Source organism: Streptomyces sp. NPDC048001 (genome assembly GCF_043203115.1).
Lineage (GTDB): Bacteria > Actinomycetota > Actinomycetes > Streptomycetales > Streptomycetaceae > Streptomyces > Streptomyces sanyensis.
Genome location: NZ_JBIDBN010000005.1, coordinates 391010 through 404868, shown reverse-complemented (window position 1 = coordinate 404868; position 13859 = coordinate 391010). Strand labels below are relative to the sequence as shown.

The window sequence follows — 13859 nt, the reverse complement described above, 5'->3', positions numbered from 1 at the left end:
CCAGGGGGCACCCGGAGGCGACCGCACTACTGTACGGACTCCCGCTCGACGGGGCAGCTCATGCAGCGGGGCCCTCCCCGGCCGCGCCCCAGCTCGCTGCCGGGGATCTCGATCACCTCGATGCCCTGCCGGCGCAGATGGGTGTTGGTGGTCACGTTCCGCTCGTAGGCCACGACCACACCCGGTTCGACGGCGAGGACGTTGCACCCGTCGTCCCACTGCTCGCGCTCGGCGGAGTGCACGTCCTGGGTCGCGGTCAGCACCCGGATGTCCTTCATCCCGAGCGCCGCGGCGATGGCGTCGTGCATCTGCTCCGGCGGATGGTCGCTCACCTTGAGGCCGCCCGCGGTGTCGGCCGGCTCGATGGTGTACGAGCGCAGCATCCCGAGCCCCGCGTACTGGGTGAAGGTGTCCGCGTCGACCATGGTCATCACGGTGTCCAGGTGCATGAAGGCCCGCCTCTTCGGCATGTCGAGGGCCACGATCGTCCGGGCGGAACCCGCCGCGAACAGACCGCGGGCCAGCATCTCCACGGCCTGCGGGGTCGTCCGCTCGCTCATCCCGATCAGCACCGCGCCGTTGCCGATCACCAGCACGTCCCCGCCCTCGATGGTGGAGGGGTAGTCGTCCTGCCCCTCGGACCAGTGGTGGAACGGCGCCGCGCGCTCACCCGCGAAACGGGGGTGGTGCTTGTAGATGGCCTCGAAGTGGACCGTCTCGCGCTGCCGCGCCGGCCAGCGCATGGCGTTGATGGAGACGCCGTCGTAGATCCACGCCGAAGTGTCCCGGGTGAACAGGTGGTTGGGCAGCGGCTGGAGCAGGAAGTCGTCCAGTTCCATGGCGTGGAAGCGGACCGAGGTCGGCTCGGTGTGCCCCGCCAGGAACTCGCGCTTGGTCATCCCGCCCACCAGCGCCTCCACGAGGTCGGCGGTGGGCATGGCGTCGAAGGCGTCCCGCAGGTGCCCCGTCGCCAGGGGTCCGTACTCCTTCTCGTCGAAGACGCGGTCCAGCACCAGGGCCCGGGCCGAGGGGAGGTCCAGCGACTCGCGCAGCAGATCGCCGAACAGATGCACCTCCACCCCCCGGTCGCGCAGCACGTCGGCGAACCCGTCGTGCTCCTGGCGGGCGCGGCGCACCCAGAGCACGTCGTCGAAGAGGAGCGCGTCCTTGTTGCTCGGTGTGAGCCGCTTCAGTTCCAGATCCGGCCGGTGGAGGATGACCTGGCGCAGGCGGCCGGTCTCGGAGTCGACGTGGAATCCCATGCCTCCATCCTCACCGCGCCGGGGGCCGTTCACCCGGCGAACGGCGCGGCTCCTTCCCCGCGGCCGCCGCGGGACCCGGCGACGGCGCGCCGGAAGCGGTCGGAGCCCGCCCGGCCGGCGGCGGCGCCGGCCGGGAAGCCCTCGTCCGGCGCCGGGACGGCGGCGTCGGCCGCGGCCTGGGGCCCCGGCCCGAAACGCTGCCGGTAGGCCGAGGGCGTGAGACCCGTCTCGCGGCGCAGCAGGGCGCGGAGGTTGGCCGGGGTGCCGAGTCCGCTGTGGCGGGCGACGGCGTCGATGCGGATGTCCCCGCGTTCGAGGAGCCGGCGGGCGAGGGTGACGCGCTGTGCGGTCAGCCATGCGAGGGGCGTGGTGCCCAGTTGGCTGCGGAAGCGACGATGGAGGGTGGTGGTGCTCACGGCCGCTTCGGCCGCGAGGCCCCGGACGGTGAGGGGGGTGTCGAGCCGTCCCTGCGCCCAGGCGAGGAGCGGAGCCAGGGACTCGTCGGGCAGTTCGGGCAGGGGGCGTTCGATGAACTGCTTCTGTCCGCCGTCGCGGTGGGCCGGGAAGACGAGACGGCGGCTGATGGTGTTGGCGGTCTCCGCCCCGTGGTCCATGCGGATGATGTGCAGTCCGAGGTCCAGCGCGGCGGCGCTGCCCGCGGAGGTGAGGATGCTGCCGTCGTCGACGAAGAGGACGTCGGGCTCGACGTGGACCGCGGGATGACGGGCCCGCAGGAGTTCGGCGCACTGCCAGTGCGTGGTGGCGCGACGTCCGTCCAGCACTCCGGCCTCGGCCAGCGCGAACGCGCCGGTGCAGAAGGAGACCAGGCGGGCACCCCGGGCGTGGACGTCGCGTATGACGTCCAGGACGGCGGGCCGCCGCGGGCCGTGGGCTTCGGGCCGGCTCGGGACGATCAGGGTGTCGGCGGTGTCGGCGGCCTCCAGTCCGGCCGCCTGGGTGAGGGTGAAGAAGCGGTCGCGCATCACCGTGCCGGCGTCCGGTGTGCAGAGGGTGAACTCGTACAGCTCCCGTCCGAGTTCGGGCCGGGGAAGGCCGAAGAGCTCGGTGGCGCAGCCGAGTTCGAAGGGGTTGGTGTGCTCGTCCACGAGTACGGCCACACGGTGGGGGCGGTCCGGGGAGGCGTGGAAGGATTCTTGCGGCATGCGCCTGTTCTAGCACTCACGCACCGCGACGCGAGCGGCGAAGAATGGATCCCGGTGAGCGGCGGCGGGCCCTGCGTCCCCGCGGATGCCCTGCGTCCCCGCTCCCCCTCCTGTGTCGGCTCCGGTGAGAGGAACATGTGCATGCGCCATGTGCGGCGTACGTCCGCGGTGACAGCGACGAGGACGGCTCCACCGTCCGCCGGGGCGCGAGGGAGGACTGCGGTGCCGCCCGGTCGGCGGTGGGGTGCGCGTCTGGCCGCCCTGCTGGTGGCCCTGCCGGGCGCGGTCGTGACGCCCTTGCTCATGGCGGACCCGGCAGCCGCGGCGTCCGGCGGCACCGTGTGTCTCACGCCGGCGGCCGCCGGCGTCCACCGCTGGGACGGCGGCACCTCCTGGACCCGGACCAGCGCACGCGGCACGGCCGAGGAGACCCTGCCCTGTGCGGCCGGAACCACCGGCGCCGAGGACGCGGCGGACGCTCCGTCCCCCTCCCCCTGCGCGACCGGAGCCCGCTCCGACCTCGACACGGCACTGTCGGAGGTGTGGGACGACCCCGGGCTGCCCCCTCTGGAGCGGGTGCTCGTCGTGCAGTACCTGACGGCCCGCTGGACCACGACGGTCGGCCAGGAGGCCAACGCGTGCAAGGCTCTCGCCGACGCCTACGGCAGCGTCCTGCGCGGGCTGTGACCCGCCGCACCCTCGCGTTCCCGACCCCGGGTGCCCCGGCGCGCCCTGCCTCGGGTCCCTGACCGGGAGGGGCGGGGACGGCCTGCCGAACCCTGCCGCGCCACTCCCGCTCCCCCCGCCCCGGGGCGGGCCTGCCCGAGGGGCCGCAGCCCGCTCGTGCCGGGCGGCCTCCTCGGGGCACCGGCCCTCCGCCCCCGCCCGGCCCTGCTCGGGACCGGTACCGCCGCACGGTCCGGCCCGGCTGCTCCAGCGACTCCACGAAAGACCAGCCTCCATGACCACAACCACGACCACGGCCACGACCTCGGCCTCGGCCGCGCGTCCGCCCGGCCCGCGCACGCCGCCCACCGTCCTGATCGACGACCGGGCGCTCGGGGACTTCCTGAGCGTCGCCGCCGACGTGTACCGCCGCGTCACCGCCGAGGCCCCTCTGCCGTGCTTCGCGCTCCTCCTCGGCCGGGCGGAGGGGCCGGCCTTCCATGTGCGGCGGGTCGCCTTCGGCCGCAACGCCCGTACCAGCGACCCGACGGCCCGGCAGGAGTTCTCCGACACGATCGTGCCCCGCTTCGGGGCGGCGTACGAGAACGAGCACCGCGGCTGGTGGATGGACTCCACGGATCTGCTGAAGGCGGCCAGACAGGCGGAGGAGGCCGGTCTGGACCTGCTCGGCTCCATCCACATGCACCCGGACTGGCACCGCATCGGACCGCCCTCGGCGCGCGGGCAGGTGCTCAGCGAGCGGCCCACCCCCATGGACCGCCATCTCTTCGGCCGGGCGGGCTGGCCCCTCAACCTCATCTGCTACCTGGAACGCCGGGGTGACGCCTTCTACCACGCGCTCGCGGGCTGGACGCCCCCTGCGGAGGGCTCCGGCACGGACGTGTGCACCGCGCTCGACCTGCGCATCCGTACCAGCGCCCTGGCGGCGGTGTGACGGAGATGGACGAGCCCGGCACACCGGCGCATCCCGAGGTCCGGCGGGAGCAGGACCTGCGCGCGATCGCCGCCCTGTGGGACGAGTTCGCGCGGGGCTGGGCGGCAGGCGACGCCAGGCGGTTCGCCGCGAGCTTCGCCGAGGACTGCGACTTCACCACCGTACGAGGCGGCAAGCCGGCCGGCCGGGCGGGCATCGAGGCCGGACACGCGGAACTCTTCCGCGGCCCGTACGCGGGAACCACGCTCGACACCGAACTCAGGGCCGTCCGCTTCCTCCGCCCGGGCCTCGCCACGGTCGACGCGGCGTCGGCGATCAGGGCGCCCGGTGGCGCCGTGCGGACCCGCACCCATGCTCTGGCCGTCGTGGAACGGACGGCGGAGCGCACCTGGCTGATCACCGCGTTCCACAACATGGTCCCCGTCTCCCCCGCCGCGCGGGAGGCACCCCCCTCGAAGGAGTCCGCGATGCCCACACCCGTCACCCGACCCGCGCTGCGCCATCTGGCCGTCGTGGCGCGCGACCCGGAGAAGCTCGCCGCCTTCTACGGCGAGGTCTTCGCGATGGAACTCTTCCACCGCGATCCGGACGGCAGTTGCTTCCTCTCCGACGGGTACCTGACGCTGGCGCTGATCAAGCACCGGCTCGACGGCGAGACCCCGGTGGGGATGAACCACTTCGGCTTCCATGTCGGGAGCACGGCCGAGGTGTCCGAGGCCCTCGTCGCGGCCGGCACCCCGGAGCCGGCGGAGCGCTTCACCGACCGCCCCTACGCCGAGTACCGGGCGATGGATCCGGAGGGGAACTGGTTCGACCTCTCGGCCCACGGCTTCGGCGGTCCCCGGCCGCCTGCCGGTCCTGCCGAGGCGTGATCCGCGGCGGGTGACCGGGGCCGGGCCGGGGCCGCGAGCCGGAGCCGCGAGCAGGCCGGGCCCCGGGGCGGACGCGGACCGCACCGAGCACCGGGCACCGGGCACCGGGCGATGCGCACGGGCGCCGCCGGGCGGGCGGTGGTGCCCGCCCGGTGTCCAGGGGTTCCCGGTGTCCAGGGGTTCCCTGCCTCAAGGGGTACCCGGTGTCACAGCCGGGGGTCGACCGGCTCCGACTCCAGTGCGAGGACCGCGAACACGGCCTCGTGGACCCGCCACAGCGGCTCCGCGTCGGCGAGCCGGTCCAGCGCCTCCAGCCCGAGCGCGTACTCGCGCAGCGCGAGTGAGCGCTTGTGGCCGAGGGAGCGCTGCCGCAGCCTCTCCAGGTTCTCCGGGCGGGTGTACTCGGGCCCGTAGACGATGCGCAGGTACTCGCGTCCGCGGACCTTCACCCCGGGCTGGACGAGGCGTCCCCCGGCGTTCCTGGCAAGCGCCTGGAGCGGCTTGACGACCATGCCCTCCCCGCCGCGGCCGGTCAGCTCCAGCCACCAGTCGGTCCCCGCGCGCACCGAGTCCTCGTCGCCGGTGTCCACCAGCAGGCGGCGGGTGATCCGCAGCAGACCCGTGGGATCGTGCTCGACGAGGCGGTCCAGCCAGGCCAGTTGGCGGTCGTGCGGGACGGCGGCGAGGCTGCGGCCCTCGGCCGCCAGGATCTGGAAGGGTGCGAGGTTCACCCCGTCGAGCCCCTCGGTGCTCCAGCAGTAGCGCCGGTAGGCGTCGGTGAACGCCGCCGCGTCCGCCGCCCGGGCGGCCTGGCGGGCGCGCAGCCCGCCGAGCGGCACGCCCCGGGCGGCGGCGGCGTCCAGCGCCCCGAGCGCCGTCGGGAACGCCGCGCCCGAGGCCGCGCCGACCGCGGCGTACTGGGCGCGCAGCAGACCGGTCGCCTTGAGGGACCAGGGCATCAGCTCGCCGTCCAGCAGCAGCCAGTCGGTGTCCAGCTCCTGCCACAGGCCCGCGGCGCCCACGGCCGCACGCAGCCGCTCCAGCACCTGCTCCGTGACCCGGGGGTCGTCGAAGAACGGGCGCCCGGTACGGGTGTGCAGGGCTCCCGTGGGGCCCTCGACGCCGAAGCGGCGGGCCGCCGCCCGTGCGTCCCGGCACACCAGCGCCACGACCCGGGAGCCCATGTGCTTCTCCTCGCACACGACCGTGCCCACACCGTCCGCGCGGTACTGGGCGAAGGCCTCCGCCGGGTGCTCCAGGTAGCCCTCCTGCCGGGTGGTGGCGGTGGGGGCCATCGTGGGCGGGAGATAGGCGAGCAGCCTGGGGTCGACGGCGAAGCGGCTCATCACCTCCAGCGCCGCGGCCGCGTTCTCCTCCCGGACGGCCACCCGCCCCGTCTGCCGGGTCTCCACCACCCGGCGGCCCCAGACGTCCGCCAGGTCCAGCGGCCGGCCCTCGCGGCCGCCCGGCGCCTCGCTGGTCATCGGGCGGACCGGCTCGTACCAGGTCCGCTCGGCCGGGACCTCCACCAGCTCCCGCTCGGGCCAGCGCAGCGCGGTGAGCTTGCCTCCGAAGACCGCACCGGTGTCGAGGCAGATGGTGTTGTTCAGCCAGGACGCCGCCGGCACCGGGGTGTGCCCGTAGACCACCGCCGCACGCCCCCGGTAGTCCTCCGCCCACGGGTAGCGCACGGGGAGGCCGAACTCGTCGGTCTCGCCGGTGGTGTCGCCGTAGAGCGCGTGCGAGCGGACACGGCCGGAGGTGCGGCCGTGGTACTTCTCCGGCAGCCCCGCGTGGCAGACCACCAGGCGGCCCTCGTCGAGGACGTAGTGGCTGACCAGGCCCTCGACGAAGGTGCGCACCCGCTCGCGGAAGGCGGGGTCCCGGGCGTCCTCCTGCTGGAGCTGGGCGATGGTCTCGGCGAGTCCGTGGGTGTGCCGGACGGCACGCCCCTTGAGCCACCGGCCGAGCTTGTTCTCGTGGTTGCCGGGGACGCACAGGGCGTTGCCCGATGCGGTCATGGCCATCACCCGGCGCAGCACCCCGGGACTGTCGGGCCCCCGGTCCACCAGGTCGCCGACGAAGACGGCGGTGCGCCCCTCGGGGTGCACGCCGTCCACGTAGCCGAGCCTGGCCAGCAGGGTCTCCAGTTCGGAGGAGCAGCCGTGGACGTCGCCGATGATGTCGAAGGGGCCCGTCAGGTGGCGCAGGTCGTTGAAGCGGCGTTCCAGGACGACCTCGGCGGTGTCCGCCTCGGCGGGGTCGCGCAGCACGTGCACCTTGCGGAAGCCCTCGCGCTCCAGGCCGCGCAGCGACCTGCGCAGTTCGCGGCGGTGGCGGCTGATCACACGGCGCGGCACACCGGCGCGGTCGGGACGAACGGCATTGCGGGCGGCGCACACGTCCTCGGGCATGTCGAGGACGATCGCCAGGGGCAGCACGTCGTGCTCGCGGGCCAGCCGCACCAGACTCCTGCGGCTCTCCGGCTGGACGTTGGTGGCGTCGACGACGGTCAGGCGTCCGGCGGCCAGGCGCTTGCCGACGATGTAGTGGAGCACGTCGAAGGCGTCGCCGCTCGCGCTCTGGTCGTTCTCGTCGTCGGCGACGAGGCCGCGGCAGAAGTCGGAGGAGACGACCTCCGTCGGCTTGAAGTGCTTCCTGGCGAAGGTCGACTTGCCGGAGCCGGTGGCGCCGACGAGGACGACCAGGGACAGGTCGGTGACGGGGAGGCGGCGCGGGGCGCCGGTGGCCGCCGCCGGGGCGTCCGGTCCGGCGGCGGTCCGCGCGCGGGGCTGCGGACCCGTCTCCCGCGGAGTACCGGGGGTGGGGCTCGTGGTGTCCATGGTGTCCGTCGCCGGGTCGGGGGCGCTGTGGCCCGTGGGGTTGCTGCCGGTCATGCGTTCTCGCCCTCCTTCTCCGTGGCGTCGGTCCGCGCCTGCGGCTCGTCCCGCGGTCGGGGGGCGGGGTCGGCCGGTGTGTGCCGCGGTGCGTCCGGCGCGGTGCCGTCCGCGGCCGTCCGCTCGAAGACGGCCATCTGGGTGGGTGGTCCCACCTCGGGGTCGTCGGGGCCGACCGGGGCGAACCGCACCCGGTAGCCGTGCCGTTCGGCCACCGAAGCCGCCCAGGTGCGGAACTCCGCGCGGGTCCACTCGAAGCGGTGGTCGGCGTGGCGGACCCGGCCCGCGGGCAGCGTCTCCCAGCGGACGTTGTACTCGACGTTCGGCGTGGTGACGAGCACGGTGCCGGGCCGGGCGGTGCCGAACACGGCGTGCTCCAGGGCGGGCAGCCGCGGCGGGTCGAGGTGCTCGATCACCTCGCTGAGCACGGCGGCGTCGTAGCCGGTCAACCGCTTGTCGGTGTAGGCGAGCGAGCCCTGGACAAGGCTGACGCGGGAGGCCTGGCGCTCGCCGAGGCGGTCCAGCCTGAGTCTCCGGGCGGCGACGGCGAGCGCGCGTACCGACACGTCCATGCCCACGATCTCGGTGAAGCGGACGTCCTGGAGCAGGGCCTGGACCAACTGGCCCTGGCCGCAGCCCAGGTCGAGGACCCGGCTCGCGCCCGCGGCGTGCAGCTCCGCCAGAACGGCCTCGCGGCGCTGCACGGCGAGCGGCACCGGGCGGTCCTCGGTGTCGGACGTCTCGTCGACGGCGTTGTCCACGTCCTCCAGGCGCAGGTCGTCCGCCTCGGCGAGGCGGATCAGCTCCAGCCGGTCCATGGCCTGCCGGGTGAGGCTCCAGCGGCGCGACAGGTAGCGGCTGGTGATGAGCTTCTGCTCCGGGTGGTCCGCGAGCCAGCCCTCGCCGGCGCGCAGGAGCTTGTCGACCTCGTCGGGGGCGACCCAGTAGTGCTTGGCGTCGTCGAGGACCGGCAGCAGGACGTAGAGCTGCCGCAGGGCGTCGCGCAGGCGCAGCTCGCCCTGCAGGACGAGCCGGACGTAGCGGGAGTCGCCCCACTCGGGGAAGCTCTCGTCCAGGGGGACCGGCCGGGCGTCGACGTGCGCCCAGCCCAGCGGCTCGAAGAGCGCGCGGACCAGCTCCGCACCGCCGCGCGCGGGCACCGCGGGGAGTTCGACGCGCAGCGGCAGGGGGGCGGCGGCACGGTCCGGCAGGGCGTTGCAGACGCCTCGCAGCGCGCTCTTGAACACCGTGCTCAGGGCGACGGCGAGCAGGGAGGAGGCCGCGTACGGGCGGTCGTTGACGTATTGGGCCAGGGCCGTGTCGGGCGCGCCGCCGCGCCCCTTGCCCTTGCCGCGCCGTACGAGTGCCACCGGATCGACCTCCAGCAGGAGGGCCGCCGTGCAGCGCTCGGCGGAGGCCTCCGGGTAGAAGACGTGCGCGGTGCCGTAGGCGGTGGAGAACGCCTGCGCGTTGTCGGGATGCTTGTGCAGCAGGAAGCCGAGGTCCGTCGCGGGGTTCTCCGGGGTACCGGTCGTACTGATCGTCAGGAACACCCGTGTGATTATCGCGGGTCGCCGGTGCGGCGACCACGCGTTTTCGCCCGTCGGGGGCCGTGGGGGGCCGCGGCTGCCGCAGGCTCCGCCCGGCGCGCGCGGCAGCACCGGGCCGCGCCCGCGGGCCGGGTGACCGGGGCCGGGTGACCGGGGCCGGGTGACCGGGGCCGGTGGCCGTGCACCCGCCGGGTCCGGATCACGGCGGGCGGCGCAGCAGCGGGGCGAGGGCGGCGATGCGGTCCGGGCCGACCCGGCAGCAGCCGCCCACCAGCCGGGCCCCGGCGGCGCGCCAGGAGCGCACCGGCGCGGAGTCGAAGGCCACTGCTCCGTGCCAGGCGCGGGCGACGGGGTCCCAGTGCTCGCCGCTGTTGGGGTAGACCACCCCCGGCCTGCCGGTGACGGCCGCCGCCACCGCCAAAGCCGCCCCGGCCTCCGGGGGATCGCAGCAGTTGACCCCGACGGCGGCGACACCCCGCCGCCCCGCGGCCACCGCGAAGGCCTCCGCCAGGTCCTGTCCGGCCCGGGTGCGGCCGTTCGCGACGGTGTACGAGAGCCAGACCGGCACCCCGCAGCCCTCCGCGGCCTCCAGCAGGGCGTGCGCCTCCTCGGCGTCGGGCACCGTCTCCAGGGCCAGCACATCGGGACCGGCTGCGGCGAGGGCCTCGATCCGGGGGCGGTGGAAGCGCTCCAGTGCGCCGGGGGGCAGCCCGTAGCGGCCGCGGTACTCGCTCCCGTCGGCGAGGTGGGCCCCGTAGGGCCCGACGGAGGCGGCCACCCAGACCTCGTGGTCCGCCTCCTCGGCCGCCGCCCGGGCCAGGGCGACACTGCGGGCCATCAGGTCACCGGCCTCGCGCCGGCCCGTGCCGCGGCGGGCGAAGCCCTCGAAGGTGGCCTGGTAGCTCGCGCCGATGAGCACCTGGGCCCCCGCGCGCGCATAGGCGCGGTGCGCGGCCAGGATCTGCGCCGGGGCGTCGGCGAGCAGCCGCGCGGACCAGAGCCCGCCGCTCAGGTCGCAGCCCTGCGCCTCCAACTGGTTGGACAGGCCCCCGTCGAGGAGGAGGGTGTCCTCGGCGAGCGCCTCGGTGAGCGTGCGGACAGGTCGCACGGCGTCCTCCCTTCCTCGTGCGTCCCCGGGCCGGGGCCCGGGGCTGCGGGGGCGCCGCCCCGGCGCGGCGCGGGGAGCGACCGCCGGGGTCCCGGTCGGGTCGTGCCCGGGCAGGGGCAGGAGCGGAGCCGGTGCGGGACCCGGCCCCGGACCCTGTGGTCCGCCCACCGGTCCGGGCCGCCGGGCGGGCGTCCGAGGGCCTGCGGGGCGTGGGGTGCGGGCACCCCTGCCGGCCACGGTACTCCGGCCACTCGCCGGGAGCGCCGACGGCGGCCGCGGAGCGCGTCAGCCCAGTTGGGACTGCACGGCCGAGGAGATCAGTTCGAGGTGGTCCAGGTCGTCGAGGTCCAGCACCTGGAGGTAGATCCGGGAGCACCCGGTCTCGGCGTAGCGGCCGATCCTGTCCACCACCTCGTCGGGAGAGCCGGCCAGCCCGTTGGCCCGCAGTTCGTCGACCTCCCGGCCGATGGCGGCGGCGCGCCGGGCCACCTCGGTGTCGTCCTTGCCGACGCACACCACCAGGGCGTTGGAGTAGACGAGGTCGTCGGGGGCCCGGCCCGCCCGGGCGGCGGCCTCGCGGACGCGGCCGAACTGGCGCACCGTGTCCTCGATCGACGCGAAGGGCAGGTTGAACTCGTCGGCGTAGCGGGCGGCCAGCCGCGGGGTGCGCACCGCCCCGTGGCCGCCGATCAGCACCGGGACCCTTGCCTGGGCGGGCTTGGGCAGGGCGGGCGAGTCGGTGAGCCGGTAGTAGGTGCCGTCGAAGTCGAAGGTGCCGCCGGTCCCGGTGCCCCACAGCCCGGTGATGATCGCCAGCTGCTCCTCCAGCCTGCCCATCCTCTCCTTCGGGAACGGGATGCCGTAGGCGCGGTGCTCCTCCTCGAACCAGCCTGCGCCGAGGCCGAGTTCGATCCTGCCCCCGGACATCCGGTCGACCTGGGCGACCTGGATCGCGAGCACGCCCGGGTGGCGGAAGGTGCCTGCCGTCATCAGCGTGCCCAGGCGGATCCTCCGCGTCTCGCGGGCGAGCCCGGCCAGGGTGATCCATGCGTCCGTCGGCCCGGGCAGGCCGTCGGCCGATCCCATGCGGAGGTAGTGGTCGGAACGGAAGAAGGCGTCGAAGCCGAGGTCCTCGGTGGCCTTGGCGACGGTGAGCAGCGTGTCGTAGCTCGCGCCCTGCTGGGGCTCGGTGAAGATGCGAAGATCCATGCACCCATCCTGCACCGCGGCCCTGTCCGCGGCCGGTCAGCGGGGGCCAGCGCGCCCGCGGACGGCCTCGGGAGGGGCGGCCTGGTGCACGGAGAGCCTGCGCAGCATCTCCCTGACCCGGTCCCCGGATTCGTCGGCGATGTCCATCGTCTCGATGCACTGCCAGTAGAGCCCCTCGTCGTCGGTGGCGCAGGCGACGCCGACCAGGACGATGCCCAGTTCGCCCAGCAGGCCGAGCAGTGCCGTCAGCACCGCGGCCGGGTCCGCGACGCCCGTCAGCCGCGCGGCCCTGAGCCCGGCGGCCCGCACCGCCGGGTGGTCGGCGGGGGTTCCCGCCCGGGCCGCCGTCTCGCTCAGCGCCCGGGCCTCCCCGCGGAGATCGGGAGGCCCCCCGGAGGCGATGACCCCTCCGACGGCGTGCGCCAGGGCCTGGATCTGCCAGGCCTCGGCTATCACCTCCGCGACCTCCGTGCTGCGCTCCAGCGCCTGCCTGCTGCTGCCGATGAGCCGTAACGCGTCCATCCCCGCACCCCGTTCCGACGACTGCCTGCCCTCCTACTTCACTACCCAGAGTGAAGGTCATCGACCAGAAAAGCCAGGGGAATTCGGAAATCTGTGGACAGCCAGGCGGTTGTGGATACTTCGATGACTCCGAAGAGTGACGATCTAGTCGAGAGGGAACCGGCTCTCGTTGCGGTGGACCTTGTCGCGCAGCGCCTGGCCCGGGTCGACGCCGAGCACCGCGCAGAACTGGAGCAGATAGGCGAGCACGTCCGCCACCTCGTCGCGGACCCGGTGCGCCTGCGCCTCGTCCTCCATCACCGCCGCCGACTCCTCGGGGGTCAACCACTGGAAGATCTCCATGAGTTCGGCGGCCTCCACGCTCAGCGCCGAGGCAAGGTTCTTCGGGGTGTGGTAAGTCCCCCAGCCGCGGGCGGCCGCGAACTCGACCACCCTCCGCTGCAGATCGGCCAGGTCCGGTCCCTCGTCTCTCGTCATGCCCCCAGGTCTACCACCGCCGCCCCGGGGACCCCCCTCGCGCAGGAGCCGTCCGCCACCGCGCCGAGGAGGCGGATGTGCCCCCGGGCGCACATCTCCGCGGCCAGGAGGGTCAGATGGCGCGCCTGCTCGGGGTCGAGGCCGCGGTCCAGGCCGTCCGCCAGCACCGTGAGGGACTGGTAGGCCTCCGGCACCTCGGCGACCGCGTCCACGGCCAGCACTCCGGGGCCGGTCAGCAGGACCAGCGCCAGCGCGAGGTAGCGCAACTCCCCCTCCCCCAGCCGCCCGACGGGGGTGTCCGGACGGCCCTGCCCGCGGGCCAGGAGCGCCCGGACCGTGCCGTCCTCCGCCGCCTCCGCCCGGACGTCGGCCACCTCCCCCGCACAGCCCAGCCGGGCCGCGCCCACCAGGCGCGCATGCCGACGGGCGCACTCGCTGCGCGTGCGGTACAGGACCTCGGCCAGGTTGTCGCACCCGCGCCGCAGCCGGCCCGGGCCGGCGGGCACCGGGGCCCGCATCCGCTCGGGGCGGGGATCGCACGAGAACACCGGCCGCAGCGCCATCACCACCTGCTCGGCGGCGGCCAGCACCCGGAGCTGCGCCGTGGTCCGGCCCGCCACGTGCAGCGGGAGCAGCGCGGTCGCCAGCCGGTCGTCGGGCAGCGCGGCCCGGGTGACGCCTTCCGTGCCGGAGGTGTGCCAGCTCGCCTCCACGCTGCGCCTGCGCGGGTCGCGCAGCGCGGTCGCGAGCAGGACCCGCCCGCCGCAGGTCAGCCGTTCTCCGACGATGCGGAGCTCCGGCTCGACCTGGACGGCGAGGTCGAGGCGCACGGGTCCCTCGGGGCCGTCCGCCGTGCAGCCGAGACGGAAGCCGCGACGCCCCTGCCGGTCGGGCCGGGACCACTCCGGCACGCACCCCGCCGGATCGGGTACCGAGCGGTCGAGGACCCGGCCGGCGGCGAGCCGGGCCAGGACCTCGAAGGCGTGCAGGGCCGTGGTCTTGCCGCTGCCGCTGCTCCCCGCGAAGAGGGTCAGCGGAGCGATCGGCAGGGTGGCCGCGCGGTGGGCGCGGAAGGCCGAGAGCCGCAGTTCGGTGACGGACGGGCGGGCTGCTCCCGGGGCGGCCGGGCGCGGGGCGCGGGGGCGGGCCGGAGACGGCGTGGAGTCCATGGGCCGGAC

The 13859-nt window shown here is 75.0% G+C and carries 12 protein-coding genes; 3 read left to right on the top strand and 9 right to left on the bottom strand.

Features of this window, described 5'->3' with window-relative positions; translation table 11 throughout:
* Nucleotides 1-26: 26 nt before the first annotated feature.
* Nucleotides 27-1262 (bottom strand): arginine deiminase, encoded by a 1236-nt coding sequence (locus tag ACGF15_RS12170; protein ID WP_345609545.1) that lies wholly within the window; start codon nucleotides 1260-1262, stop codon nucleotides 27-29.
* Between the two features lie 29 nt (nucleotides 1263-1291).
* Nucleotides 1292-2425, bottom strand: a complete 1134-nt coding sequence (locus ACGF15_RS12165; RefSeq protein WP_345609547.1) for a helix-turn-helix domain-containing protein — start codon at nucleotides 2423-2425, stop codon at nucleotides 1292-1294.
* Between the two features lie 222 nt (nucleotides 2426-2647).
* Here ACGF15_RS12165 and ACGF15_RS12160 point away from each other — a divergent pair, with 222 nt between their 5' ends.
* From ACGF15_RS12160 to ACGF15_RS12150, 3 genes are all read left to right on the top strand, one after another.
* On the top strand, nucleotides 2648-3112 hold the full coding sequence (locus ACGF15_RS12160) for a hypothetical protein (RefSeq protein ID WP_392798235.1): 465 nt from the start codon (nucleotides 2648-2650) through the stop codon (nucleotides 3110-3112).
* Between the two features lie 274 nt (nucleotides 3113-3386).
* Complete coding sequence (locus ACGF15_RS12155; protein ID WP_392798232.1) at nucleotides 3387-4046, top strand: hypothetical protein; 660 nt, start codon at nucleotides 3387-3389, stop codon at nucleotides 4044-4046.
* 5 nt (nucleotides 4047-4051) lie between these two features.
* Nucleotides 4052-4918 carry an SgcJ/EcaC family oxidoreductase gene (locus ACGF15_RS12150; protein ID WP_392798317.1) on the top strand — a complete coding sequence of 289 codons (867 nt, stop codon included), beginning with the start codon at nucleotides 4052-4054 and terminating at the stop codon, nucleotides 4916-4918.
* A gap of 206 nt (nucleotides 4919-5124) precedes the next feature.
* On the opposite strand, the gene ACGF15_RS12145 is transcribed toward ACGF15_RS12150, so the two are convergent.
* The 7 genes from ACGF15_RS12145 to ACGF15_RS12115 form a co-directional block, all read right to left on the bottom strand.
* Nucleotides 5125-7761, bottom strand: coding sequence for a polynucleotide kinase-phosphatase (locus tag ACGF15_RS12145; RefSeq protein ID WP_392798314.1), 2637 nt, complete (start codon nucleotides 7759-7761; stop codon nucleotides 5125-5127).
* A gap of 50 nt (nucleotides 7762-7811) precedes the next feature.
* Nucleotides 7812-9368 (bottom strand): 3' terminal RNA ribose 2'-O-methyltransferase Hen1, encoded by a 1557-nt coding sequence (locus tag ACGF15_RS12140; RefSeq protein ID WP_392798229.1) that lies wholly within the window; start codon nucleotides 9366-9368, stop codon nucleotides 7812-7814.
* 196 nt (nucleotides 9369-9564) lie between these two features.
* Nucleotides 9565-10473, bottom strand: coding sequence for a homocysteine S-methyltransferase (mmuM, locus tag ACGF15_RS12135; protein ID WP_392798226.1), 909 nt, complete (start codon nucleotides 10471-10473; stop codon nucleotides 9565-9567).
* 285 nt (nucleotides 10474-10758) lie between these two features.
* Nucleotides 10759-11682 (bottom strand): LLM class F420-dependent oxidoreductase, encoded by a 924-nt coding sequence (locus tag ACGF15_RS12130; protein WP_345609559.1) that lies wholly within the window; start codon nucleotides 11680-11682, stop codon nucleotides 10759-10761.
* A gap of 36 nt (nucleotides 11683-11718) precedes the next feature.
* Nucleotides 11719-12204, bottom strand: a complete 486-nt coding sequence (locus tag ACGF15_RS12125; protein WP_360646732.1) for a DUF6099 family protein — start codon at nucleotides 12202-12204, stop codon at nucleotides 11719-11721.
* A gap of 144 nt (nucleotides 12205-12348) precedes the next feature.
* Nucleotides 12349-12681, bottom strand: coding sequence for a nucleotide pyrophosphohydrolase (locus tag ACGF15_RS12120; RefSeq protein ID WP_345609563.1), 333 nt, complete (start codon nucleotides 12679-12681; stop codon nucleotides 12349-12351).
* A complete protein-coding gene (locus ACGF15_RS12115; protein WP_392798221.1) occupies nucleotides 12678-13850 on the bottom strand; it encodes an AAA family ATPase in 1173 nt (390 codons plus the stop codon). Before ACGF15_RS12115 ends, ACGF15_RS12120 begins: the two co-directional genes overlap by 4 nt.
* Nucleotides 13851-13859: the final 9 nt, after the last annotated feature.